General features: G+C 70.2%; 22 protein-coding genes. 9 read left to right on the forward strand and 13 right to left on the reverse strand.

Annotated features, from left to right (window positions below; translation table 11 throughout):
* Positions 1 to 113: 113 nt before the first annotated feature.
* Complete coding sequence (gene recA / locus Aco04nite_RS38170) at positions 114 to 1,160, reverse strand: recombinase RecA (RefSeq protein ID WP_203838738.1); 1,047 nt, start codon at positions 1,158 to 1,160, stop codon at positions 114 to 116.
* A 202-nt stretch (positions 1,161 to 1,362) separates the two neighbouring features.
* Complete coding sequence (locus Aco04nite_RS38175) at positions 1,363 to 1,563, reverse strand: DUF3046 domain-containing protein (RefSeq protein WP_213002105.1); 201 nt, start codon at positions 1,561 to 1,563, stop codon at positions 1,363 to 1,365.
* Between the two features lie 210 nt (positions 1,564 to 1,773).
* Between Aco04nite_RS38175 and Aco04nite_RS38180 the strand changes: the two genes are divergently transcribed.
* Entirely contained in the window at positions 1,774 to 2,250 is a 477-nt protein-coding gene (locus Aco04nite_RS38180; protein ID WP_213002106.1) for a hypothetical protein, read from the forward strand.
* Positions 2,251 to 2,269: 19 nt separating this feature from the next.
* Here Aco04nite_RS38180 and Aco04nite_RS38185 read toward each other — a convergent pair whose 3' ends face one another.
* Together Aco04nite_RS38185 and Aco04nite_RS38190 are read right to left on the reverse strand one after the other, a co-directional pair.
* Entirely contained in the window at positions 2,270 to 2,935 is a 666-nt protein-coding gene (locus tag Aco04nite_RS38185; RefSeq protein WP_213002107.1) for a UdgX family uracil-DNA binding protein, read from the reverse strand.
* Positions 2,936 to 3,002: 67 nt separating this feature from the next.
* Positions 3,003 to 4,349 carry an aminotransferase class I/II-fold pyridoxal phosphate-dependent enzyme gene (locus Aco04nite_RS38190; protein ID WP_213002108.1) on the reverse strand — a complete coding sequence of 449 codons (1,347 nt, stop codon included), beginning with the start codon at positions 4,347 to 4,349 and terminating at the stop codon, positions 3,003 to 3,005.
* Between the two features lie 47 nt (positions 4,350 to 4,396).
* On the opposite strand from Aco04nite_RS38190, the gene Aco04nite_RS38195 reads away from it, so the two are divergent.
* Positions 4,397 to 5,659, forward strand: coding sequence for a bifunctional pyridoxamine 5'-phosphate oxidase family protein/GNAT family N-acetyltransferase (locus Aco04nite_RS38195; protein WP_244876600.1), 1,263 nt, complete (start codon positions 4,397 to 4,399; stop codon positions 5,657 to 5,659).
* A 438-nt stretch (positions 5,660 to 6,097) separates the two neighbouring features.
* Here Aco04nite_RS38195 and Aco04nite_RS38200 read toward each other — a convergent pair whose 3' ends face one another.
* The 7 genes from Aco04nite_RS38200 to Aco04nite_RS38230 all read right to left on the reverse strand — a co-directional run bounded on the left by Aco04nite_RS38200 (position 6,098) and on the right by Aco04nite_RS38230 (position 13,375).
* Positions 6,098 to 6,565 (reverse strand): DoxX family protein, encoded by a 468-nt coding sequence (locus Aco04nite_RS38200; RefSeq protein ID WP_213002109.1) that lies wholly within the window; start codon positions 6,563 to 6,565, stop codon positions 6,098 to 6,100.
* A gap of 296 nt (positions 6,566 to 6,861) precedes the next feature.
* Entirely contained in the window at positions 6,862 to 7,617 is a 756-nt protein-coding gene (locus Aco04nite_RS38205; RefSeq protein ID WP_213002110.1) for a sporulation protein, read from the reverse strand.
* A 20-nt stretch (positions 7,618 to 7,637) separates the two neighbouring features.
* Entirely contained in the window at positions 7,638 to 8,696 is a 1,059-nt protein-coding gene (locus tag Aco04nite_RS38210) for a hemolysin family protein (protein WP_213002111.1), read from the reverse strand.
* Positions 8,693 to 10,018 (reverse strand): hemolysin family protein, encoded by a 1,326-nt coding sequence (locus Aco04nite_RS38215; RefSeq protein ID WP_213002112.1) that lies wholly within the window; start codon positions 10,016 to 10,018, stop codon positions 8,693 to 8,695. Before Aco04nite_RS38215 ends, Aco04nite_RS38210 begins: the two co-directional genes overlap by 4 nt.
* Positions 10,019 to 10,216: 198 nt before the next feature.
* On the reverse strand, positions 10,217 to 11,854 hold the full coding sequence (locus tag Aco04nite_RS38220) for a serine/threonine-protein kinase (protein ID WP_213002113.1): 1,638 nt from the start codon (positions 11,852 to 11,854) through the stop codon (positions 10,217 to 10,219).
* Positions 11,855 to 11,903: 49 nt separating this feature from the next.
* Positions 11,904 to 12,548, reverse strand: a complete 645-nt coding sequence (locus Aco04nite_RS38225) for a class F sortase (RefSeq protein ID WP_244876601.1) — start codon at positions 12,546 to 12,548, stop codon at positions 11,904 to 11,906.
* A complete protein-coding gene (locus Aco04nite_RS38230) occupies positions 12,545 to 13,375 on the reverse strand; it encodes a DUF4397 domain-containing protein (protein ID WP_213002114.1) in 831 nt (276 codons plus the stop codon). The genes Aco04nite_RS38225 and Aco04nite_RS38230 overlap by 4 nt, the downstream gene beginning before the upstream one ends.
* An 88-nt stretch (positions 13,376 to 13,463) precedes the next feature.
* Here Aco04nite_RS38230 and Aco04nite_RS38235 point away from each other — a divergent pair, with 88 nt between their 5' ends.
* The 5 genes from Aco04nite_RS38235 to Aco04nite_RS38255 all read left to right on the forward strand — a co-directional run bounded on the left by Aco04nite_RS38235 (position 13,464) and on the right by Aco04nite_RS38255 (position 20,566).
* The gene (locus Aco04nite_RS38235) at positions 13,464 to 18,008 is read left to right on the forward strand and encodes an ATP-dependent helicase (protein ID WP_213002115.1); all 4,545 of its coding nucleotides are present in this window, start codon (positions 13,464 to 13,466) and stop codon (positions 18,006 to 18,008) included.
* A 131-nt stretch (positions 18,009 to 18,139) separates the two neighbouring features.
* The gene (locus tag Aco04nite_RS38240; RefSeq protein ID WP_213002116.1) at positions 18,140 to 18,544 is read left to right on the forward strand and encodes a DUF6924 domain-containing protein; all 405 of its coding nucleotides are present in this window, start codon (positions 18,140 to 18,142) and stop codon (positions 18,542 to 18,544) included.
* Positions 18,541 to 18,957, forward strand: a complete 417-nt coding sequence (locus Aco04nite_RS38245) for a hypothetical protein (protein WP_213002117.1) — start codon at positions 18,541 to 18,543, stop codon at positions 18,955 to 18,957. The genes Aco04nite_RS38240 and Aco04nite_RS38245 overlap by 4 nt, the downstream gene beginning before the upstream one ends.
* Positions 18,954 to 19,307, forward strand: coding sequence for a YciI family protein (locus Aco04nite_RS38250; RefSeq protein ID WP_213002118.1), 354 nt, complete (start codon positions 18,954 to 18,956; stop codon positions 19,305 to 19,307). Before Aco04nite_RS38245 ends, Aco04nite_RS38250 begins: the two co-directional genes overlap by 4 nt.
* A 92-nt stretch (positions 19,308 to 19,399) precedes the next feature.
* Positions 19,400 to 20,566, forward strand: a complete 1,167-nt coding sequence (locus tag Aco04nite_RS38255; protein ID WP_213002119.1) for an RNA polymerase sigma factor — start codon at positions 19,400 to 19,402, stop codon at positions 20,564 to 20,566.
* On the opposite strand, the gene Aco04nite_RS38260 is transcribed toward Aco04nite_RS38255, so the two are convergent.
* A complete protein-coding gene (locus Aco04nite_RS38260; protein ID WP_213002120.1) occupies positions 20,553 to 21,059 on the reverse strand; it encodes a GNAT family N-acetyltransferase in 507 nt (168 codons plus the stop codon). The two genes, Aco04nite_RS38255 and Aco04nite_RS38260, sit on opposite strands and share 14 nt — an antisense overlap.
* An 82-nt stretch (positions 21,060 to 21,141) precedes the next feature.
* Entirely contained in the window at positions 21,142 to 22,071 is a 930-nt protein-coding gene (locus tag Aco04nite_RS38265; RefSeq protein ID WP_213002121.1) for an LLM class F420-dependent oxidoreductase, read from the reverse strand.
* A gap of 67 nt (positions 22,072 to 22,138) precedes the next feature.
* On the opposite strand from Aco04nite_RS38265, the gene Aco04nite_RS38270 reads away from it, so the two are divergent.
* Positions 22,139 to 22,924, forward strand: a complete 786-nt coding sequence (locus Aco04nite_RS38270) for an SAM hydrolase/SAM-dependent halogenase family protein (protein ID WP_213002122.1) — start codon at positions 22,139 to 22,141, stop codon at positions 22,922 to 22,924.
* Positions 22,925 to 22,941: 17 nt separating this feature from the next.
* Positions 22,942 to 23,727: a DNA-formamidopyrimidine glycosylase family protein gene (locus Aco04nite_RS38275; protein ID WP_213002123.1), complete on the forward strand. Its 786-nt coding sequence runs from the start codon at positions 22,942 to 22,944 to the stop codon at positions 23,725 to 23,727.
* Positions 23,728 to 23,730 lie beyond the last annotated feature (3 nt).

Raw genomic sequence — 23,730 nt, forward strand, 5'->3', positions numbered from 1 at the left:
TCCCGACGGACGAACCTGAACCACCCGGCCCGACTGACCGAACACCCGATCGACCGACCAGAGGGGGTGACCGCTGGACGAGACGAGGGGCGGGCCGGTCAGAGCTGGGTCGCTCAGAAGTCGACCGGGGGGAGCTCCGGGCCGCTGGCTGCGTCGCCGGTGGTCTGGCCCACGCCGAGCTTTTCGAGGATCTTCTTCTCGATCTCGGCGGCGACGTCCGGGTTGTCCTTGAGGAACTCGCGGGCTTTTTCCTTGCCCTGGCCCAGCTGGTCACCGTCGTAGGTGTACCAGGCGCCGGACTTGCGGATGATGTTCTGCTCGACGCCGACATCGATCAGGGAGCCCTCGCGGGAGATGCCCTTGCCATACATGATGTCGAACTCGGCCTGCTTGAACGGGGCCGCGACCTTGTTCTTGACGACCTTGACGCGGGTGCGGTTACCCACCACGTCGGTGCCGTCCTTGAGGCTTTCGATGCGGCGCACGTCGAGGCGGACCGATGAGTAGAACTTCAGGGCACGGCCACCGGTCGTCGTCTCCGGGGAGCCGAACATGACGCCGATCTTCTCGCGGAGCTGGTTGATGAAGATGGCCGTTGTGCCGGAGTTGCTCAGGATGCCGGTGATCTTCCGGAGTGCCTGGCTCATCAGCCGGGCCTGGAGGCCGACGTGACTGTCGCCCATCTCGCCCTCGATCTCAGCGCGCGGCACGAGGGCCGCGACCGAGTCGATGACGATGATGTCGAGCGCGCCGGAGCGGATCAGCATGTCGGCGATCTCGAGGGCCTGCTCACCGGTGTCGGGCTGCGACACGAGCAGGGCGTCGGTGTCGACGCCGAGGTTGCGTGCGTATTCCGGGTCGAGGGCGTGCTCCGCGTCGATGAAGGCCGCGATGCCGCCGTTGCGCTGGGCGTTGGCGACGGCGTGCAGGGCCACCGTCGTCTTACCGCTGGACTCCGGTCCGAAGACCTCGATGACACGGCCGCGGGGCAGGCCGCCGACGCCGAGGGCCACGTCGAGGGCGATGGATCCGGTCGGGATGACGGCGGTCTGCACGACCGGCCGCTCACCGAGCCGCATCACCGAGCCCTTGCCGAACTGTTTGTCGATCTGGGCAAGCGCTAGATCGAGCGCCTTGTCCCTGTCGGGTCCTGCCACCATGTCCGCCACCCCTGTATTCGACTTCCCAGGCGTTTTCGCCGCTGAGCTGCTTCTGTTCACCACGCGGGTCACGCTAGACGTTGGGTCTGACAGAAATCAGCCGCCCGGCCCTGAGCTGTGGATGACCACGCCGCTGAGGAGAATAGCCGAACACTTGTACTAGGATCGAGCGACACGCCCGAACAGGCGTACGAAAACGCAGTTAGCGCAGGCGAGCGGGTATGCGATCGGGGTACGCAGAGACCACGGATCGCCAGATAGTAGCCGTATCAACACCCTGCGCAATCGCCTCGTCGATTGTTCTTCCACCGAGGCTGGAGAAGGCATAGTCGGCGGCGATGCTCCGCGCATATGAGGAGCCAAATGCCTGCTCGAGGCGCTCCCAAAAGTCCGTCAACCGCACACCGGAAGCCTACTCGCGACCGCTTCGGGACCACCCGGAGAGCTCGTCGCCAATGCCACTGAGACATGTGTCACTACTTCGATCCGTCATGCCAGGGCTGGGACGACTGAGTTGGTCGTGGGTTCCGGGTAGAACAGCGCCGACCGTTGTTCGAGACACATGGTCCAAAAAGGATTTACTCACGACATCGACCGATGGCACCGTGCTCGTGTGACATCCAAGAACAACCGCAGCGTCGCCGGAGGCCTGGGGTATCTCCTGGGGATGGCTGCCGGTGCCCTGTTCAGGAAAATCGTGCGACGGCCGCAACGCGAGGCAGCGCTCGCGGCAAGCTGGGAGGCGATGCGCGTCAGCATCCGCCAGAACCCGTCAGCCAGGCTCTGCTTCGTGACTCAGGTCCACCAGCGCGCTACGACCGGGACCAAGGCCTTCGTGCGCTGGAGCGGAAAGCCCGGCAACAGGCACGACGCCTGGTTTCGCGGATCTCGGCTCAGCGTAGGCACGTATGCGCTGGTGGAAGGCTTCTACCGCTATGGGCCACACCGGCACGAGCCCCAGTTGTTCGACGTCACCCGAGTCGTGAGAGTGGTGCCGGAATCGGCGTACAAAGCGTGGCAACGGCGCCGTCAGCACCTCGCGGAGCAACGACTCGCTTCCCCTGGCGATACCCGGCCGCCAACCCGCTGAGCGAGGTCAGGGCATCCGATCAACCCCCGATGGCTTGCGCTGCCACCGTGAGGTCAGCGACCAGCCCCGCGTACGCCTGATCCCGGTCGTCGGCACGCAGGACCGCCGAAGGATGAATCGTGGCGAGCGCCTGGGCCTGCGTCGCCGGGAAGTCGTCGGGGAACTGCGCAGCGGCCGGCCACGGCATGAGCTGGCCCCGGGAGCGGGTCACCCGGAATGACGGGCCGAGCAGCGACTTGGCAGCCGTCGCGCCCAGCACGATCACCATCTCGGGCTTGAGCAGCGCGAACTCGGCGACCAGCCACGGTCGGCAGGCAGTGATGTGCGCCGGGCCAGGGGTCTGGTGGATGCGGCGGGCACCCCGCAGCTCGAAGCGAAAATGCTTGACGGAATTCGTGATGTAGACGCTGGACGCGTCGATCCCCGCAGCATCGACCGCATCGCGCAGCAACCGGCCGGCCGGACCCACGAACGGCAGGCCTTTCTGATCCTCCACGTCGCCCGGCTGCTCGCCGACGAAGACGACCCGGGCGTCGGCCCCGCCACGGCCGAAGACGGTCTGGGTGGCCGGCTCGAAAAGCTCACAGCCCTCGCACTTGGCCGCTGCGGTCTTGAGCTCGTCGAGACTGGTGGCGCTTCCGGGGACGAATTGCTGTGCGCCGATGGGCGCTTCGGTGCTCGGCATTGCACCGTTTTACCCCCACCTGCGTCCTCCACGCGCGTCGGTGTCACCCGAACGTGGAGGACCCAGGTCAACGGCCAGGAGCGCCTGCGGCAGCGGGATGTACGGCATGAGCGACGGCGTCAGCGAACAGTTCGACCATCTCGTCGTCGAGCGGGCTGATAGTCACGCGGATGCCCGGCGGGGAGGCGAGGCGGAACATCGACCCCGGCGCCACCGTGTAGCCGGCATCACGGAGGGCTGTTACCGCACTGGTTTCGTCGTTTACGCGTACCCATAGGTTGATGCCTGTGGTGCCGTGGGCCTGGAGCCCTCGCACGGACAGAGCGTCCCGCAGAGCGAGGCGTCGCCGGTCATAGCTCGCGGCGGCTGCGGCAACCGTCGTAGTGACGTCGTCGTCGAGCCAGAGGCGGAGCATCAGTCGCTGCATCACCGTGGACACCCAGCCGGTGCTGATGCGCAGGCGGCCGATCACGCGGCCCATGGTCTCCTCGTCGCCGGCCGTGACAGCCACCCGCAGGTCAGGGCCGTAAGGTTTGGACGCCGAGCGGATGAACGCCCAGGAATTGGTGACGCCGCTGAGACAGTGCAACGCCACGCCGGCCAGCTCGGCGGCGTGGTCGTCCTCGATGAGCAGCACCTGCGGGTGTTGTGCCAGGACTGCACGCAGAGCGATCGCACGTTGCTCACTGATTGCAGCGCCCGTCGGATTCTGCGCACGCGCGGTGACGATGACAGCCTGCGCGCCCAGCGCGATCGCCTCGTCCAGGCTGTCGGGAAGCGGACCCTCGTCGTCGACGGCCATGGACACGGTGGACAGCCCGAGCGCCGCGACCAGGTCGAGGAGATTGGCCCAGCCGGGATCCTCGACGGCGACGATGTCCCCGGGGCGCAGACGGGTCACCAGCAGGCGCTCGATGGCGTCGAGTGTGCCGCTCGTCACCGCGATCTCCACGTCGTCGACTGGGACGCCGTCCGCCTCGAAACGGGCGCGGGCTATCTCCGCTACTTCCGGCATTGCGCCCGCTGCTGCGTACCCAAGTGGGGCACCTGTTTCTTCGGAGACCGCACGTAGGTGCGGGCCGAGAGTGGGCAGCCAGCGGATATCGGGGTCGCCCGACGAGAGATCCAGTGAGCCGGGCGGCGCAGGCGGCCTCAACAAGGCGCGCTGACGCGCGACGGCCGGCCGGGAACGCACCCGGGTCCCGCGCCGGCCCGAGGTCTCGACGATGCCGCGTTGCCGCAGCTCCTGGTAGGCCTTCGCGACCGTCGCAGGGCTGACGTGCAGCGACTCCGCGAGTATCCGGATCGGCGGGAGGCTGTCGCCGAAGACCCAGTCACCACGCCGGACCCCGGCCTCGATGCTGGCCGAAATCGAAGCGGCAGTCGAACCACTGACCTGATATTGTTCTGGCACATCACAAAGTTTGTACTAGCACAGAAGATTACGCAAGGGGGCTACCCGTGACCGACCTCTACGAACCGACCTCGCGCACCACGGCGACCCGCACTCGCGAGCGGATGTTCTACGAGCGCGACACTGCACACGCCATCCTGGACGAGGCCTACGACTGTTCTGTGGCCTTCGTGGTCGACGGCGAGCCCCGCGTGCTGCCCACGCTGCACGTTCGCGTCGGCGACACCCTCTACCTGCACGGGTCGACCGGAGGCCGGTTCGGGCTCGCGGCCCGTGGCGACGGCGTCCGGATCTGCGTCTCGGTGACGCTGCTCGACGGGCTCGTCTTCGCGCGGTCCCAGTTCAACCACAGTGCCAACTACCGGTCCCTGGTCGCCATGGGTCAGGCCCGGCCGGTCACCGACAACGCCGAGAAAGAGGCCGTGCTCACGGCCATGGTCGACAAGGTTGGCCCGGGCCGGGCGGCCGACAGCCGGCCGCCGACAGCCAAGGAGCTGGTGACGACGGCAGTCCTGGCACTGCCGCTGGAAGAGGTCTCCGTCCGGGTGCGTGCGCATGGCGCCGTGGACGATCCGGAGGACCAGTCGTTGTCACACTGGGCAGGCGTCCTACCGCTACGGCGCGTGGCGGGGCCACCGGAGCCGGCCGAGGGCATGACCCGTCCGGCACCGCACTACCTCCCGCAGACGCCGGCCTCCCCCTGGCAGACAGCCGTCCCGATGCACGGCCGGCACGTGGCACTCGAACCGCTGACGCCGGCGCACGTCGACGGTCTCATGACAGCGCTCGCGGACGACGAGGTCTGGCAGTTCCTCCCCACGCGCAGGCCCGGAAGCCGCGAGCAGATGGCGGAGCAGGTAGCCCTGGCGGCCCGGCAGCAGTGGAACGGTGACCGGGTGACCTGGGCTCAATGCGACCCGGAAACCGGCGAGGTAATGGGCATGACCAGCTACCACGACGTCGACGAGAAGGCCGGAGCGCTGGGCATCGGGCACACGATGCTCGGCAAACGATGGTGGCGCAGCGGCGTCAACACCGAGGCCAAGCTTTTGCTGCTCGAACGGGCTTTCGAGGTGCTGGGGGCGGGGCGCGTCTTCTGGTACACCGACATCCGCAACGAGAGATCACAGCGGGCCATCGCAAGGCTGGGCGCCAGCAGGGACGGGCTGATCCGCCGGCACCGGCTACGTCCGGACGGGACCTGGCGGGACACGGTGCTGTTCGCGATGACCGTGGACGAGTGGCCTGCCGCCCGGAAGCGGTTGGAGGCACGGCTGCAGCAGGGGGCGGAAGATCAGGGGACCAAGTGACTGCTGGTCGGGCGGTCGCCCGACCAGCAGTCACAGGGCAGTGGCCGAACAAGGCCGCATCCACGTGCCGGCGCCAGCCCGCAACCGAGCCAGTCCGTAGTTGGACCGGGCCGGGCCGGGCCGGGCCGCAGCAGACCAAAGCCAGGCCAGGCCAGGCCAGGCCGCAGCAAGCCGAACAGGGCCGCAGGCCGAACAGGGCCGCAGCTGCAGCCGCAGCAGAGCAAAGCCAGGCCAGGCCAGGCCAGGCCGCAGCCAAGCCGAACCGGGCCGTAGGCCGAACCGGGCCGTAGGCCAGGTCGAGCCAGGCCAGGCCTAGCCGAGCCAGGCCAGGCCTAGCCGAGCCAGGCCAGGCCGTAGTGGGGCGGGCTGAGGCCGGGCGGACTAAGGCCGGGCGGACTGAGGCCGGGCTGGGCGAGCTGAGCCGAGAAGGGGATGCGGTCAGGCGGTGGCGGGTTCGGTGACGTGCTCGTCGGCGGCGGCGGGGTCAGCGGCGGTGGCGGGGGTTGTGGTGCGGCGGCGGAGGAGGGCGTCCAGGGACCAGGGGCCGGCGCCGAGGACGGCGATTGCCAGGAAGGTCCAGGCGTAGAGGGCTGCGTTGACGCCGCCGTTTTGGATCGGCATCAGGGCGTCGGGCTGGTGGACCGTGAAGTAGGCGTAGGCCATGGAGCCTGAGGCGAGGATTGCGGCGGGGCGGGTGCCTAGGCCGATCATGACGAGGATGCCGCAGACGAGCTGGATCAGGCCTGCGTACCAGCCGGGCCAGAGGCCGGCCTCGATCGCTTTGCCGGATCCTTGGGCGCCGCCGAAGAGGCCGAGTACCGATGCGGCGCCGTGCAGGCTGAACAGCAGGCCGATCACGATCCGGAAGACCGACCAGACGGGGGCTGCGAACCTGTGCGTGTCCATGCGTCGCTCCTTGGTGGGGGAAGGGAACCACTGGCGACGTGCTCGAAGGGGTAACGCGCCGCCGTTGACCAATAGACGGACGTTAATAGATTGAAGGTGCAACCTTCAAGGGGTGGATCGGGGTTAAATGGTTGAGATAGTTGTTAGAGCCGTGTGACAGGCATTTCGGGCATGTCACATGCGCTGGCCACTGGGCGTGTCGCTGACGTGACCGTCCGAACCGGACTCACCCGATCCGGCAGCGCCTGAGGGATATGCCACAGGGGCCTGAACGGCGGGGGTGTGGTGCAGGGCGGTCAGATGATCGGCGGGAGGGCTTCCCGGAGAGCTACCTCGACGTCGGCGTGGCCGTCCTCGTCGTGGTTGAGGCGGAAGCGGGCGTAGGAGTCCTGGGCTTTGCGTAGGAAGCCGCTGTGCTTCTCGTATTCCAGGATGACGTCGACGCCGGTTTCGTCCGTGATGAAGGTCAGCTCGAGTTCGTCCATGACGCGGCGCCAGTGGTCCGGCGGGGTGAACTCGATCTCCTGGTAGAAGGGGAGCTCCTGGCGTACGCCGTAGATGGCTCCTCGTTCGACGTCGGCGTGGCGGAAGTGGAAGCCGAGGTGGTCCAGTTCGTGGAGGACCTGGTCGTGCAGCGGCAGCGGGTGGACGTGGACGAGTTCGACGTCGCCGTGGTCGAGTTCGTCGTCGGCGGTGAGCTCCGTGCGCAGGCCCATGCTCATGCCGGCGAGGTGCTTTCCGTAGGCGTGGGTGAGCGGGGTCTCCCACGGGGGCGTGATGGTGAAGGGGATGTCCTGGTGCTCGCCCGGTGCCAGCGTGAAGCCGGCGGCGACCCAGGCGCGGTGGAATTCGAGGAGGGCGTCGCCGTCCTCGGCTTCGGTGCGGGTGACCAGGCCGACGGCGACGGTGTCCACGGCGACGTCGTAGTGGCCGCCGCGGACCCGGACGGCGCCCATGAGTGGGAGGCCCGGACAGGTGTCGGGGGTGGTGAGGACCGTGTGGACGACCGGGCCGCCCAGGCCGAACGCCCGGCGTACCTTCTCGAAGGCCATCTCGCCACCCCCAGCAACTGTCAGCGCATGCGCCTGCCCACCGGTACCGGGTCAGTCTCGTCGTCGAACTCGCCGATTACCTGCTCAAGCAGATCTTCGAGGGCTACGAAGCCCACTCTTTCCCCACCACGGGTGACCATGGCGAGCTGGGCGCGGGCCCCGCGCATCGCGGTGACCGCGTCGGTGACGGTGACCGCGGCGTCCAGGACGAAGGCGGAGTCCATGAGCTCTTCGGCTGTCACGTCGATGCCCGCGGTGGTGGCCCGGACTGCTTCCCTGACGTGCACGACGCCAACGACCGCGCCGGTGGCGGGCGAGACGACCGCCAGCCGCGAACGACCGCTGCGCAGGGAGGCGGCCTCGACGTCCAGGGCTGAGGAGTCGGGGGCGACCGTGACCAGCTGGTCGTCGAGGATGAGGACGTCGGCGACGGTTGTTTCCTGCAGCTTGAGCATGCTGGTGAGCAGCTCGGTCTGCTCGGCGCCGATCAGGCCTTCGGCGCGGGAGCGTTCGAGCAGGATGTTCATCTCCTCCGGGCCGTGGGCCTGGGCGAGCTGGTCCTGCGCGTGCACTCCGAAGGGGCGCAGTGCCGCGTTGGCCAGCCAGTTGAGGGCGACCAGCGCGGGACGCACGACGCGGACGAAACCACGGAACGGCAGTGCCAGCAGGGTGGCGGAGCGTTCCGGGTCGGTGATGGCCCAGGACTTGGGCATCATCTCGCCGATCACGAGGTGCAGGAAGGTGACGACGACCAGGGCGAAGAGCAGGGCGATGATCTCGCTCGGCACCTCGTGCAGGCCGATGTCGTGCAGCAGCGGGGCGAGCAGGTGCTCGATGGCCGGCTCGGCCAGGGCGCCGAGGCCCAGCGAGCAGAGGGTGATGCCCAGCTGCGCGCCCGCCAACATGATGGAGAGCTCCCGGCTGCCGTCGAGCGCGGCTTTCGCGGCGCGGCTGCCGTCGGCGGCGGCGTGTTCGAGGCGGTAACGCTTGCTGGCCACCAGGGCGAACTCGGCGGCGACGAAGAAGGCGTTACCCGCGAGCAGCAGGAACGAGCAGATGGCGGCCCAGGTCGTGCTCATGCGGACACCTCCGCGGCGTCGGAGGTCGAGGGCACGGAGATGCGTACGGACTGGGGCACGTGCCGGTTGACGGAGAGCACGTCGAGCGTCGCGCCGGTGTCCAGCAGGACCGAGTCGCCGATCTGCGGGACCCGGCCGAGCTGGGTCATGATCAGACCGGAGACGGTGTCGTACTCGTCGGACTCGGGCAGGGGCAGGCCGGTCGCGTCGGCGACCTCGTCGATGCGCCAGCGGGCGGGGACGATCCAGGAGCCGTCGTCCTGGCGGGTGGGGGTCGGCTCGGGCAGGTCGTCCTCGTCGCGGATCGGGCCGACGAGCTCCTCGGCGATGTCCTCGAGGGTGATGATGCCCGCGAAGCCGCCGTATTCGTCGACCACGCAGGCCAGCTGGCGGTGGCCGCCGCGGAGGCGGTCGAGCACGGCGGGCAGCCGGAGCGAGGCGGGGACGAACAGCGCGGGGGCGCAGAGATCGCCGACCTGCACCGTCGAACGGGCCGCGGGGGCGACGGCGAGGACGTCGGCGATGCCGACGACGCCGATGATCTCGTCGACACCCGTGCCGGAGCGGACAGGGAAGCGGGAGCGGCCGGTGTCGAGCAGGGTGACGATGCGCTCGGCCGGGTCGGTGGCCTGGACGGTCTGCACGTCGACGCGCGGGACCATCACCTCGGAGGCCGTCCGGCGGCGGAAGTCGAGGCCGCGGTCGAGCAGCTCGGACAGCTCCGGGGTGAGGTGGCCCTCCTGCCGGGACTCCGCGATGATCTGCTCCAGGTCCTCCTCGGTGGCGCCCTCGGGCAGCTCCTCGATCGGCTCGATGCCGATGCGGCGGAGCAGCTTGGCGGCGGCCTTGTCGAAGAGCTTGATGATCGGGCCGAAGACCGCGAGATACATCAGCGTGCTGCGGCTCAGCGCCTTGGCGAGGACCTCCGGGCGGGCGATCGCGAAGTTCTTGGGGGCGAGCTCGCCGAGCACCATCTGCACCACGGTCGCGATCAGCAGGGCGAGGATCACCGAGATCGCCGTGCTCACCCCGTCGGACAGGCCCGTGAGACCGATCAGGTCGGCGAAACCCTCACCGAGGAACGGCTCGGCCACGTAGCCGACGACCAGGGCGGTGACGGTGATGCCGAGCTGCGCGCCGGACAGCACGAAGGAGAGGCGTTCAGTTACTTTGAGTGCTCGTTCGGCGGCTTTGTCGCCCTGTTCGGCCTGCTGGCGCAGATGCCCGCGGTCGACGGCGACGTAACCGAACTCTTGGGCGACGAAATAGCCGGTGATGGCCGTCACCAGGATCACGAGCAGGAGGCCGACCAGGATCAACATGGCGGCGCCTGACACAGGAGGAGATACACGGAAAGCCGGGCCAAGCCCGGCTGTCTACTGCCGATCATCCGAGAAATCTACCAGCGTGCGCTGAATACGGGCTGTGAGATTCCCGGACGGGCACGGGCCCGTCCGGGCTGCCCGACGACGGTCAGGACCGGCTGATCAGTACGTCGTCCACGGCCGCTTCCACCACCCCTAGGCGTTCGTGTAGAACGTGCTGACGATCATCCCCCAGGTCGCGAAGTTGGCCGGCCAGTCGAGGTCGCGGGTCATCAGCCCGTACGCGTAGCCCTTGCCTCCCGATGCCACCCACCTGGTCATCGCGTGCAGCCGTGCCCCGGAGCCCTTGTCGTCGTAGGCGTACTCCCAATCGGCCGCCCGATCGAGCGACGAAACCCGATTGATGCCGTATTGCTGATAGCCGGGCAGCTTGCCCGCGTCACGTAAAAGGGTGACCTCGTCGCGGCACGCCTTTTCCGGATTTCCTGCGGGATTGCGGGAAGGGTCGACGCTGAGCACCCGCAGCGCGATCGGATCGCGGAAGCAGAGCGTGGTGCCGACCTTTTCGTACGTCCAGCCGTCGGGCACCGCGATATGGAAATCGCCCTGCTGGAAATAGGACCAGCCGGCGTAGAGCGCCCACCCGTCACGCAGGCGTTCTGCTCCGGGCTGCGGTGTCGTGGGCAGTCCGTCCGACGCCTCGCCCAGGCATTTCACCGGGCTGAACCCCACCGGAGCCGCGGCTGAAACGGAGGAGGAGGCGGGGGCGGCGGCGGAAGGCTGGGACACGGGCGGGATGGGGGTGTCGCGATCCCGCAACAGCAAGGCCGTCCCGGCGAGCAGGGCCACCACGAGAAAGCCGCCGATCAGGGCCAAGGAGCGGCGAACCGCGGGCCGCGGCGGCTCGGGGCCGGGAGGCGTCGCAGGCACAGAGGCTGGTGAAGGGACGGGTGCGGGAGAGGGCGCAGGATCGTCCATGGGCGCGCGGGGTGCGGGCACCACGGCGTGGCCTTGGAAGAGGCCGGCCACTTCACGCAGCTGGTCACGCGTCGAGGCGGCGTCCAACCGATCGATCGGCTCACGCTGCAGCAGGCCGGTCAGCACCGGCGCGAGCGGGCCGGCCCGCACCGGCGCGTCGGGCTCCTCGGTCGCCAGCGCCATCAGCGTGGCCATGGAGCTCTCCCGGGCGAACGGCGACCGGCCCTCCACCGCGGCGAACAGCGTCGCGCCGAAGGACCACAGGTCGGACTCGACCGTGGAGGCGCCGTCGCGCGCCCGCTCCGGCGACACGTACTGCGGGGAGCCGACGATCAGGCCCGGCCCGGTGACCGAGCCGTCGTCGACGAACGTGGCCAGGCCGAAGTCGGTGAGCACCACCCGGCCGTCATGACCGATCAGCACGTTGTGCGGTTTGACATCGCGGTGCAGGACCCCGGCGCGGTGCGCGGCGGTGATCGCCTCCAGCACGTCGAGGCCGATCCGGGCCGCCGACCGCGGATCGTAGGGGCCGTCCTCGCCGATGACCTGGTGCAGCGAGCGTGACGGGACGTACTCCATCACGATCCACGGCTGGTCCTCCGCGTGCACCACGTCGTAGATCTTGACCACGTGCGGGTGGTTGAGCCGGGCGGCACTGCGGGCCTCGCGCAACGTACGGTCACGCAGCCGGGTTTTTTCCTCGTCGGTCATCCAGTCGGGCGGGACGAACTCCTTGACCGCGACATCCCGGTCGAGCATCTCGTCGCGGGCCAGCCACACCCGGCCCATGCCGCCGCTGCCGACCGGTTCGCGCAGGCGATACCGACCGGCGATGAGCATCCGCCTGACCGCCATCAGCACCCACCCGTCGTCCCTTCCAGAGTAGCCAACCCGGGCCCGGCATTCATCGGGCTACCGCATAGATGACCAGGTTGTCCCGATAGGACCGCAGGCTCTTGTCGAAGACTCCCCCGCACGTGATCAGCCGCAGCTCCCGGTCGGGCGTGGGGCCGTAGACGCGTGCCGTCGGGAACGCGCTCTTCGGGTACCAGGCGGTCTCGGTGACGGTGAACGAGAGCGTCGCCCCGCCGCGGATCACCTCGATGCGGTCGCCGGCCACCACCTCACGCAGGCGGTAGAACACGGCCGGTCCGGACTTCGAGTCGACGTGGCCGGCGAGAACAGCGGGGCCGACGTCACCGGGGGCTGTGCCGTCCGCGTACCAACCGGCCCGGTCGTTGCCCTTGGGCGGCACGAGCTCGCCGGACGCACCCAGCCGCAGCCTCTCCAGCCCGGTGTCGATGCCGACGGCCCCGACTCTGAGACGTGACGGCAGGCCGCTGGGCGCGGCCGCCGATCGACCGAAGGGATCAGGCAGGCCTTCCGGTTGCGGCCAATTTGACGGTACGCCCGGAGCGCGCACTCCCGCGCCCTCAACGGGACCCGGCGATCCACGCAGAGCCAGGTACCCGGTCGCGACCACGAGGGCCACGACCAGTGGGACGGCGATCGGAAGAAGTAGCCGGCGAGCTGTGGAGCGTACCGTCAAGAGGAGGCCCTGGAACGTCGGAGCGTGACCATCAGACCCGATGTGAGCAGGGCCGCCAGGCCCGCGAGCAGCACCGCCGTGAGCCGGTCGTCATGGTGTTGCGTGCCACCCAGCCCGGTTGCGACGCCACCCTGCGGCACCGTGCTCGTGCCGGCCGCGTCGATGTGCAGCTCGGGCTTGAGGCCACCCTTCTTGTCGTCGAGCACCAGCAGCGAGTAGACGTTGCCCGCACCGAGGGTGCAGGGCAACTCGCTGGCCGAGCCGCCGCCGCTGGGCCGGACCTGGACAGTCCACTTGCCCGGGTTGACCTGGCGGTAGTCGGTCGTGGTGGCGAACGCGACCCCGTCGGCGATGGCCTTGCCGTTGGCGCCGGCGACGTCGAGCACGGGTGCGCGTACCGACGCCTGAATGATCCTGATCTTGGATTCGTCGCCGCCCGGCAGTTTCAGATCGTCCTGCAGCACGCGCAGCCCGAGATCGGCGTAGCGGCCGACGCCGGCGACCGTGTAGGCCGCGCCCTCCGCCACCGTGACCTGGGTGGTCAGCACCGGTGGGCTGGTCGCGGACGCTCCCGATTTACGCATGGCGACCTGGTACGCCCCGGTGGGCAGACGCAGATAGTCGGACATGGCACCGTACGCGACGCCGTTGAAACGCTGGGGTTCGACCGCGCCGCTGTCGGACTTGAGATAGACGTCGACCGCGGGGGTGTCGGGAGACAGGTGGGCAAGCCGGACGTAACCGGCGCCTGCCGCCTGCGCCGGGGCCGCACCGAGCGCGACGACGGCCAGGGCTGCGGCGACTGCACCGGGGAGTTTCCTCAACATGCCCATCAATGTGTCGCAGGTCATGGACGGACGCCATGGCCCATCCGGGCGGGTCGATCCGCTGTTTTTGTCATACCCCCGGGGCACGATGGAGGACGTGCGAGACGTGTTGGAGGAATTTGGCCTGGCCACCAGGGAGTGGTTCCGGGCTGCCTTCGCCGCGCCCACCGCCGCCCAGACCGGCGCGTGGCGGGCGATCGGTGGCGGCCGTAACGCTTTGGTGGTGGCGCCGACCGGTTCCGGCAAGACCCTGGCCGCGTTCCTCTGGTCGCTTGACCGGCTCGCGCAGGAGCCGCTGCCGCCGGACCCCAAGCACCGGTGCCGGGTCCTCTACATCAGTCCGCTCAAGGCCCTCGCGGTCGACGTCGAGCGCAACCTGCGCGCCCCGCTGACCGGCATCCGGCAGGCCTCGGGCCGGCTCGGCGTGCCTCCGCCCGACATCACCGTGGGCATGCGCTCCGGCGACACACCGGCCGACGAGCGACGCGCCTTCGCGCGCACCCCGCCCGACATCCTGATCACCACGCCCGAGTCGCTGTTCCTGCTGCTCACGTCGGCCGCGCGGGAGTCGTTGCGCGGTGTCGAGACGGTGATCATCGACGAGGTGCACGCCGTCGCCGCCACCAAGCGCGGCGCGCACCTGGCGCTCTCGCTCGAGCGCCTCGACGCGCTGCTGCCCAAGCCGGCCCAGCGGGTCGGCCTCTCCGCCACCGTCCGCCCGATCGAGGACACCGCCCGGTTCCTCGGCGGCGCCCACCACGTCGAGATCGTGCAGCCGAAGAGCAGCAAGACCATCGAGGTCACGGTGCAGGTCCCGGTCGAGGACATGACCCGCCTCGACGAGGTGCCCGACGTCGACCCCGACGATCCCGGCGCGGGGCGGCACTCGCCGTCGATCTGGCCGGCGGTCGAGGAGCGGGTGCTCGATCTGATCAGAGCGCATCGCTCGACCATCGTCTTCACCAACTCCCGCCGCGGGGCCGAGCGGTTGTGCGCGCGGATCAACGAGCTGGCGCTGGAAACCACTTCCGAGGCGTCGGCTCCACCCGCGCAGATCATGGCTCAAGCGGGCTCCTCCGGCGGCGCGCCACCGGTCGTCGCGCGGGCGCATCACGGCAGCGTTTCCCGCGAGGAGCGCAAACAGATCGAGGAGGCGCTGAAATCCGGGCAGCTTCCCGCCGTGGTCGCGACGTCCAGCCTGGAGCTGGGCATCGACATGGGCGCGGTCGACCTGGTCGTGCAGATCGAGGCGCCGCCGTCGGTCTCCGCCGGGCTGCAGCGCATCGGCCGGGCCGGTCACCAGGTCGGCGCGGTCTCCCGGGGCGTCGTCTTCCCGAAGCACCGCGGTGACCTGGTCTCCTGCGCGGTGGTCGCCGAGCGGATGAGCGAGGGCGCGATCGAGGAGCTGCGCTACCTGCGCAACCCGCTCGACGTGCTGGCCCAGCAGATCGTCGCCATGGTCGCGCTCGACGAGTGGCAGCTCGACGATCTCGCCGCGCTGGTCCGCCGCTCGGCGCCCTACACGGAGCTGCCCGACTCCGCATTGCACGCCGTGCTCGACATGCTCTCCGGCCGCTACCCCTCGACGGCATTCGCCGAGCTGCGCCCCCGCCTGGTCTGGGATCGCACCACCGACCAGCTCACCGGTCGCCCGGGCGCCCAGCGGCTGGCCGTCACGAGCGGCGGCACCATCCCCGACCGTGGCATGTTCGGCGTGTTCCTGGCCGGGTCGGAGCGCGCGTCCCGGGTCGGCGAGCTCGACGAGGAGATGGTCTACGAGTCCCGCGTCGGCGACGTCTTCCTGCTCGGCTCGACCTCGTGGCGCATCGAGGACATCACCCCCGACCGGGTGCTGGTCTCCCCCGCGCCCGGCGCCCCGGCCAAGATGCCGTTCTGGAAGGGCGACTCGCTGGGTCGCCCGGTCGAGCTGGGCCGGGCCATCGGCGCCCGGTTGCGCGGGCTGACCCGGGCCGGTGACGAGGCCGCCGTCGCGTCGCTGCGCGGGTCCGGGCTCGACGAGTGGGCCGCCGACAACCTCGTCGCCTACCTGCGTGAGCAGCGGGAAGCCACGCGCAACCTGCCCGACGACCGCACGGTGGTCGTCGAGCGGTTCCGCGACGAGCTGGGCGACTGGCGGATGACCGTGCACTGCGTCCTCGGCGCCAAGGTCAACGCGCCCTGGGCGCTCGCGATCGCGCGCCGGCTCAGCGAGCGCTACGGCGTGGACGGTCAGGTCATGCCGTCCGACGACGGCATCGTGATCCGGCTGCCCGACACCGCCGAGGACCCGCCCGGCGCCGACCTGGTCGCCTTCGACCCCGAGGAGATCTCGCAGATCGTCGAGGAGACGGTGGGCACCTCGGCGCTGTTCGCCTCACGCTTCCGCGAGTGCGCGGCCCGGTCGTTGTTGCTGCCACGCCGCGATCCACGCCGTCGTCAGCCGCTCTGGCAGCAGCGCCAGCGCTCGGCCCAGCTGCTCGACGTCGCCCGCGAGTTCGCCGACTTCCCGGTCACGCTCGAGGCTGCCCGCGAGTGCCTGCAGGACGTGTTCGACGTGCCAGGGCTGGTCGGGCTCATGCGCGAGATCGCCGGGCGCAAGGTGCGGCTCGTCGAGGCGGAGACGCCCCGGCCCTCGCCGTTCGCGCGCTCGCTGCTGTTCGGATATGTCGGCGCGTTCCTCTACGAGGGTGACGCTCCGCTGGCCGAGCGCCGCGCCGCCGCGCTGGCCCTGGATTCGACGCTGCTCGGCGAGCTGCTCGGCCGGGTCGACCTGCGCGAGCTGCTCGACCCGACGGTCGTCACCGAGACCGAGAGCGGTCTGCAGTGGCTCACCACGCAACGCAGCCCGCGCGACGCCGAGGACGCCGCCGAGCTGCTGCGCCTGCTCGGCGACCTGTCCCAGGCCGAGCTGACCGCCCGCTCGATCGAGCTCGACTGGATGACCCAACTCGCCGACACCCGCCGCGCGATCCAGATCCGGGTGGCCGGCGAGGAGCGCTGGATCGGCGTCGAGGACGCCGGCCGCTACCGCGACGCGTTCGGTGTCGCGCTGCCGGTGGGCATCCCGGAGGCCTATCTCGAGCCGGTCGCCGACCCGCTCGGCGATGTCGTCGCCCGTTACGCCCGCACCCACGGCCCGTTCGCGGCGGCGACCTGCGCGGCCCGCTTCGGCCTCGGTGTCTTCGTGGTGGAGCAGGCCCTCAAACGGCTCAGCGCCACCGGCCGCGTGGTCTCCGGCGAGTTCTCCCCCGGCGGCGCGGGCACCGAGTGGTGCGACGCCGAGGTGCTGCGGATGCTGCGCCGGCGTTCCCTGGCCGCGCTGCGCCGCGAGATCGAGCCGGTCGCGCCCCGGATCCTCGCCGCGTTCCTGCCCCGCTGGCACCAGATCGGCGGCAACTCCCGCGGCATCGACGCCCTCGCCGCCTCGCTCGAGCAGCTCCAGGGTGTCGCTGTCCCCGCCTCGGCCTGGGAGCGCCTCGTCCTGCCGTCCCGGGTCGCCGATTACGCCCCACCCCAGCTCGACGAGCTCTGCGCGGCAGGCGAGGTGCTCTGGGCCGGCTCCGGCAGCATCGCCGGCGGCGACGGCTGGATCACCCTCGCATACGCCGACAGCGCCCCGCTGCTCCTGCCGCCCCCGGACGACGAGGTGGCGCTGACCCCGCTGCACCAGTCGATCCTCGACACCCTCGCCGACGGCCAGGCGCTGTTCTTCCGCAGCCTCGCCGACCGGGTCCACTCACTCGACGACAACGCCCTCGCGGCCGCGATCTGGGACCTCGTGTGGGCCGGTCACCTGACCAACGACACGCTCGCCCCGCTGCGCGCCCTGCTCGGCGGCAGCGGCGCCCACAAGAGCAAATCCGCCCCGGCCCGAGCCCGATACCGCCGCCCCGGCCGCGTCGCGATGCCCGCCCGCAGCGGCCCCCTGCAGATGGTCGGCCGCTGGTCCCGCCTGCCCGCCCGCGACCTCGACCCCACCCGCCGCGCCGCCGCGCTCGCCGATCTCCTGCTCGAACGGCACGGCGTCATCACCCGCGGCGCGGTCATGGCCGAGGGCGTCACGGGCGGTTTCGCCGCGGTCTACCCGGTCCTCGCCGCCCTCGAGGAACGCGGCGCCGCCCGCCGCGGCTACTTCGTCGAGGGCCTCGGCGCAGCCCAGTTCGCTGTCCCCGGCGCGGTCGACCGCCTCCGCGCCCTCGCCGAGCCCGCAGAGCTGGCCAAACGCACAGCCACAGCCGCCGTCGTCCTAGCCGCGACCGACCCTGCCAACCCCTACGGCGCAGCCCTGCCCTGGCCCGAACGCGTCATCGACAGCGGCAACGGCGAAACCACCCCCGCCACCGGCCACCGCGCCGGCCGCAAAGCCGGCGCCCTCGTGGTCCTCGTCGGCGGCGACATCATCCTCTACGTCGAGCGCGGCGGCCGCACCCTGCTCTCCTTCACCGACACCCCCGAATCCCTCATCGCAGCCGGCCAGGCCCTCGCCGGCGCGGTGAAATCCGGCGCCCTCGGCCCCATGTCCGTCGAACGAGCCGACGGCGAATCCGTCCACGCCTCCCCCTCTCCCCTCCGCGAAGCCCTCACCACAGCCGGGTTCCGCACCACCCCCCGTGGCCTCCGCCTGCGCGGCTGATCCCGTCCCTCACCCCTGCCGGCTCCCCTCCGCCCACGGCCCACTGCCTTCTCCGAATGGGCTGACATCGTTCGCTACTCACACCACCCGGCGCGGTCCACCACCGCCCGGAACGCAGCTGACCTCTGGAGATGACCGTGCTGCCTCAGCCTGACGATCTGACCTCGCTGGTCCTGCGCACGAGCTTCGGCGGCGATCTGGCGTGGCGGGAGCTCGAAGCCGCGCTGCGTGACGAAAGTGCGACCCTCGTCAGTGACCCCGCCTACGCCGACGCAACCGTCGATTCGCTGGTCGCCGCGGACGCCGGGGCCGAGGATGACGACAAGCTGACATACCTGTTCCTCGCCGACGCCACCACCTTGGCCGACGCCGGGCACCCATTGCTGGCCGTCGATCTGTACACCGAGCCGGGCCGCACCTTCCGGCTGCCGCTGCGCTGGTTCGGGGACGTTTCCGCCAACCTGGCCATCGCGAACATGGACTTCGACGAGTTCGCCGATCACGTGGATGAGTCCGGCGCTTACCTGGGGAAATGATGGACGAGGCCGAGTTCTGGGGGCGGCTCGAGTTCCGGGTGTGTGCCGAGTTCCGTGGGTTCGAGGACAACAGGCTTCGGTATCTGTGGTGCGACGGGTTCGAGGCGGAGGACTATCACCTCGACGGGGCGGATCCGTTCATCGGGGGCCTGATGTGGTGCGGCGTCACCGGGCAGGAGCGTTGGCGGTTCACGCTCTTCGTCGGGGGCGGTGTGCGGTCTCGGGAGGGGATCGACTGGGCGGGGCTGCTTCCCGATGACGAGGCGACGGGATGGCTCGATGCCGAGCCGCGGGAGCTGACAGTTGTGCTCAGGCCGTTGGAAGCGGAAATCGATCCGGCTGTCGATTTCGGCGGATCCGTTCGACATAGAGGTGGAACGCAGTCGTCCGGCGGTGAGGGAGAAGAGCCATGACTCAGTACGCGGTCTTGATCTATGCGGGTGATTCGGCGCATCGCGAGGGCGCCGAGGCGGAGCAGGAGGTGCACGATCGCCATGCAGAGGAGTTGCGGGACGCCGACAGCATGGTGGCGGCGTTCGCGTTGGAGTCCGTCGCGAGTGCGACGTCGATCCGGGGTGACGCGGTGACGGATGGGCCGTTCGTTGATGCCAAGGAGGTCATTGCGGGGTTCTACGTGATCGAGGCTCCTGACTTGGATGCCGCGCTGCGGATTGCCGGGGCCAACCCCGTGATCCAGCAGGGTGGCGGCGTCGAGGTGCGGCCGGTTGCGGGCGGCTTCATCCGCCCCACCGCACGCGAGTGACCGGGCCGGACCACGCGCGAGACGCTGGGCCGGAGGTGGCGGTTGATGTCAGGGCTGAGGTTGCGGAGGCGCATCGGCGGGGGTGGGGGATCGTGCTGGCTGCGACGGTGCGGGTCACCCGGGATCTGGATCTGGCGGAGGAGTGTGTGCAGGAGGCGTACGCGGCGGCTTTGGATGGGTGGCCCGGGGGTGGGGTGCCGGGCAGTCCGGTGGGGTGGCTGACGACCACGGCGCGGCGGCGGGCGGTTGATGTGGTTCGGCGGGAGCGGGTGTTGCGGGCCAAGCTTCCGCTGCTGGTGGTGCCCGAGGAAGCAGAGGTGGCGGTCGAGCCGGGGGTAGGTGATGGCGCTGACTGCGTACCCGATGAGCGGTTGCGGTTGATTTTCATGTGTTGTCATCCGGCGCTGGGGCAGGAGGCGCAGCTGGCGCTCACGTTGCGGTTGGTGTGTGGGTTGTCGACCGGGGAGGTCGCGCGGGCGTTGCTGGTGTCGGAGCCGACGATGGCGGCTCGGTTGACCAGGGCGAAGAAGAAGATCGCGACCGCGCGGATTCCGTATCGCGTGCCGGAGGCGGCTGATCTGGCCGGGCGGCTGCGCGGGGTGCTCGGGGTGATCCATCTGCTCTTCACCGCGGGGCATGCCGCGCCGTCGGGTGCGTCGCTGATGCGGGCCGATCTCCTGGATCAAGGTGTGCACCTGGCCAGGGTGCTGAACGAGCTGATGCCCGGTGAGGGAGAGGTGCGTGGGCTGTTGGCCCTGCTGCTCGTGACCGATGCCCGGCGGCGTACCCGAGTTGACTCGCAGGGGCGGCTGCTGAGGCTGGATCAGCAGGATCGGTCGCAATGGGACCATGCCGCGATTGCCGAAGCGCACGAGTTGCTCAATGAGGAGCCGAGCCGGGGCCGGTATGTCCTGCAGGCAGCGATCGCCGCGCAGTATGCGGAGGCGCCGACCTTCGCGGAGACGGACTGGGCGCGGATTCTGGCGCTCTACGACGAGTTGCTGGCGGCGTGGCCGTCGCCGGTTGTCGCGCTGAACCGCACCGTGGCACTGGCCGAGGTGGCCGGGGTCGAGCGGGCCCTGCTGGCGATCGCGGAGCTGGAGACCGAGGGCCGGCTCGCGGGGTACCAGTACCTTCCGGCGGTCAAGGCGGATCTCCTGCGGCGAGCGGGCCGGGATGCCGAGGCCGCGGTCGCCTATCGCGAGGCGTTGGCGTTGACGAGCAACGAGGCGGAGCGGGAGTTTCTCAGTTCGCGGTGAACATCCAGTCGGGGCCGTCCTCGCCGGGCTCGTCGAGGTGCTCGGCACGGGTCAGGCCGGCGTTGAGGGCGACCTTCTGCGAGGCGATGTTCTCCGGGCGTACGCGGGCGAGGATCGGCCAGTCCGGGAGGTGCTCGCCGGCCCAGGCCACCACTGCTGTTGCCACCTCGGTGGCATAGCCGGCGCCCCACGCGGCGGGGTCGAGGCGGTAGAAGAGGTTGAGCACCTCGCGCTCGCGGAAGCGGACCACCTTGAGGCCGCTGAAGCCGAGGGTCCGCGCCGACTCGCGCTCGTCGATCGCCCAGTAGCCGAAGCTGTGCCGCCGCCAGTGCTCGTCCCAGCGCGCGAAGCGTTCCTCTGCGTCGGCGTGGGTGGCGAGCAGGTCCGACGGGTTGTGCGCGCAGGCTTCGGGGTCGTGGTGGAGCGCGAAGATCGCGTCGATGTCAGCCGGGGCCGGGCGGCGCAAAGTCAGTCGCTTGGTGACAATCTGCACGGCTAGGACTTTACGACTCTTATCCCGGAAACGGATCGACCCCACCCGGTTGAGTAACCGGGTGGGGTCGAATGAGCAGTCCTCAGGCGAGCTGCGGCGCCACCGCCGTGGCGACCAGCTCCACGTGGTTGAGGTCGGCGAGGTCCAGCGCCTGGAGGTACATCCGGGTCGCGCCGGTCTCCGCGTAGCGGCCGAGGATGTCGACGACCTCGTTCGGGGTGCCCACGATGCCGCCGTTGTCGCGCATCTCCTCGACCTCGCGGCCGATCGCCGCGGCCCGGCGCGCCACCTCGGCGTCGTCGCGGCCCACGCAGAGCACCGCGGCGGCCGAGAACGCCGGCGGGGTCGCGCGGCCGATCTCCGCCGAGGCGTCGCGGACCCGCTGGTACATCGCGGGCAGCTCCTCGAGCTTGGCGAACGGGGTGTTGAACTCGTCGGCGAAACGGGCCGCCAGGGCGGGGGTGCGCTTCTTGCCGGCGCCACCCACGATGACCGGCGGGCGGGGCGACTGGACCGGCTTGGGCAGCGCCGGCGAGTCGAGGACCTGGTAGTGCTTGCCGTCGAAGCTGTACGTCGAGCCCAGCGGGGTCGACCACAGCCCGGTGACGATCTCGAGCTGCTCCTCGAGGCGGTCGAAACGCTCGCCGAGCGGCGGGAACGGGATGCCGTAGCCGGTGTGCTCGGCCTCGAACCAGCCGCCGCCGAGACCGAGCTCGATCCGGCCGCCGCTCATCTCGTCGATCTGGGCGACGGTGATGGCCAGCGGGCCGGGCAGCCGGAAAGTTGCCGAGGTGACCAGCGTGCCGAGCCGCAGCCGCTTGGTCTGCACGGCGAGCGCGGCCAGCGTGGCCCACGCGTCGGTCGGGCCGGGCAGCCCGTCGCCGCCCATGGCGAGGTAGTGGTCCGAGCGGAAGAAGCCGTCGTAGCCGGTGTCCTCGGTTACTTGAGCCAGCCGGCGCAGGTCCTCGTAGCTGGCGCCCTGCTGGGGTTCGGTGAAGATCACGAGACGCATGAGGTCCACAGTGCCAGAGTGGCGCGGCGCGCCATGGAGCCGTGCCGGAGCAGTAACGTGATTCACCATGGGCACCTACGGATGGATCAGCCTCACTACCGACTACGGCACTTTCGACGGTTTTGCCGCCGCCTGCCACGGGGTGATCGCACGCTTCGCTCCCGCCGTACGTGTCATCGACGTCACACACCACGTCCCGCCCGCGGATGTCGCCCGTGGTGCCGCGGTGCTCGCCCAGACCGCGCCGCACCTGCCCCCGTCCGTGCACGTCGCCGTGGTCGACCCGGGAGTCGGCACCGCGCGGCGTGGCATCGGCATCGGTACGCCGAACGGCCTGCTCGTCGGCCCCGACAACGGCCTGCTGGTCTGGGCGGCGGAGGCCCTGGGCGGCGTCGAGGAGGTGGTGGAGCTGACGAACCAGGGGTGGTTCCTCGGCGACGTCTCGCGCACCTTCCACGGCCGTGACATCTTCTCCCCCGTCGCCGCGCACCTCGCGCTGGGCGCCCCGCTCGCCGAGGCGGGCAACCCCGTCGACCCGAAGACGATCGTCCGGCTGCCAGACCCGGTGGTCGCGATCGGCGACGGCTGGATCGAGGCCGAGGTGGTCACGGTGGACCGGTTCGGCAACGTCCAGCTCGCCGCGAACGGTTCGATGCTCAGCGGTCTCGGCCCCGAGCTCGTTGCCGGTGGGGTGAAGGCGCGACTGGCCCAGACGTTCGGGGACGCGGCGCCCGGCGAGCTGATCGTCTTCGAGGACTCGTCCGGGCGGGTCGCCATCGCGGTGAACGGGGGCCGGGCCGTGGTCGTCCTCTCGGTCACCCCCGGTGATGTCGTACGCATCTCCGAGCGGTGACGGGGCATCACTAGGCCATGCCTGAAGGTGACACCGTCTGGAACACCGCCCGCGTCGTCGAGAAGGCGCTGACCGGTGCCGTGCTGACCGGGTCGGACTTCCGGGTCCCGCAACTCGCCACCACCGACCTGACCGGCTGGACGGTCGCGGAGTCGGCGAGCCGGGGCAAGCATCTGCTGTTGCGGCTGACCCGGGACGACCGTGCGATGACGCTGCACTCGCACCTGCGGATGGACGGGGCGTGGCGGGCGTACGCCCCGGGGGAACGCTGGGGCGGACGGCCCGCACACCTCATCCGGGTGGCCCTTCGCGCGGAGAAGGCGGTCGCGGTCGGATTTCACCTGCACGAGCTCGCCCTGATCCCGACCGAGCAGGAGCACACCCTCGTCGGCTATCTCGGCCCCGACCTGCTGGGCGCCGACTGGGATCCGGACGAGGCTGTCCGCCGCATCGCCGCCACGCCGGACACGACGATCGCGGAGGCACTGCTCGACCAGCGCAACCTCGCGGGCGTCGGCAACCTCTACAAGGCGGAGACGCTGTTTCTGCGCGGGCTCTGGCCCTGGTTGCCGGTCAGCGAGGTCAAGGACCTACGGGGCACGGTCGTCCTCGCCCAGAAGCTCGTCGCCTCGAACCGCGGCCGCTGGACCCAGACGACCACGGGTCAACTGCGAAAAGGCCAGACCAGCTATGTGTACGGCCGCCGCGCACAACCCTGCCGCCGCTGCGCCTACGCCATCCAGAAAGCCGACCTCGACGAACGCGTCACCTACTGGTGCCCGCGCTGCCAACCGAAGCCGTAAAGC

The organism is Winogradskya consettensis (assembly GCF_018332715.1).
GTDB lineage: Bacteria > Actinomycetota > Actinomycetes > Mycobacteriales > Micromonosporaceae > Actinoplanes > Actinoplanes consettensis.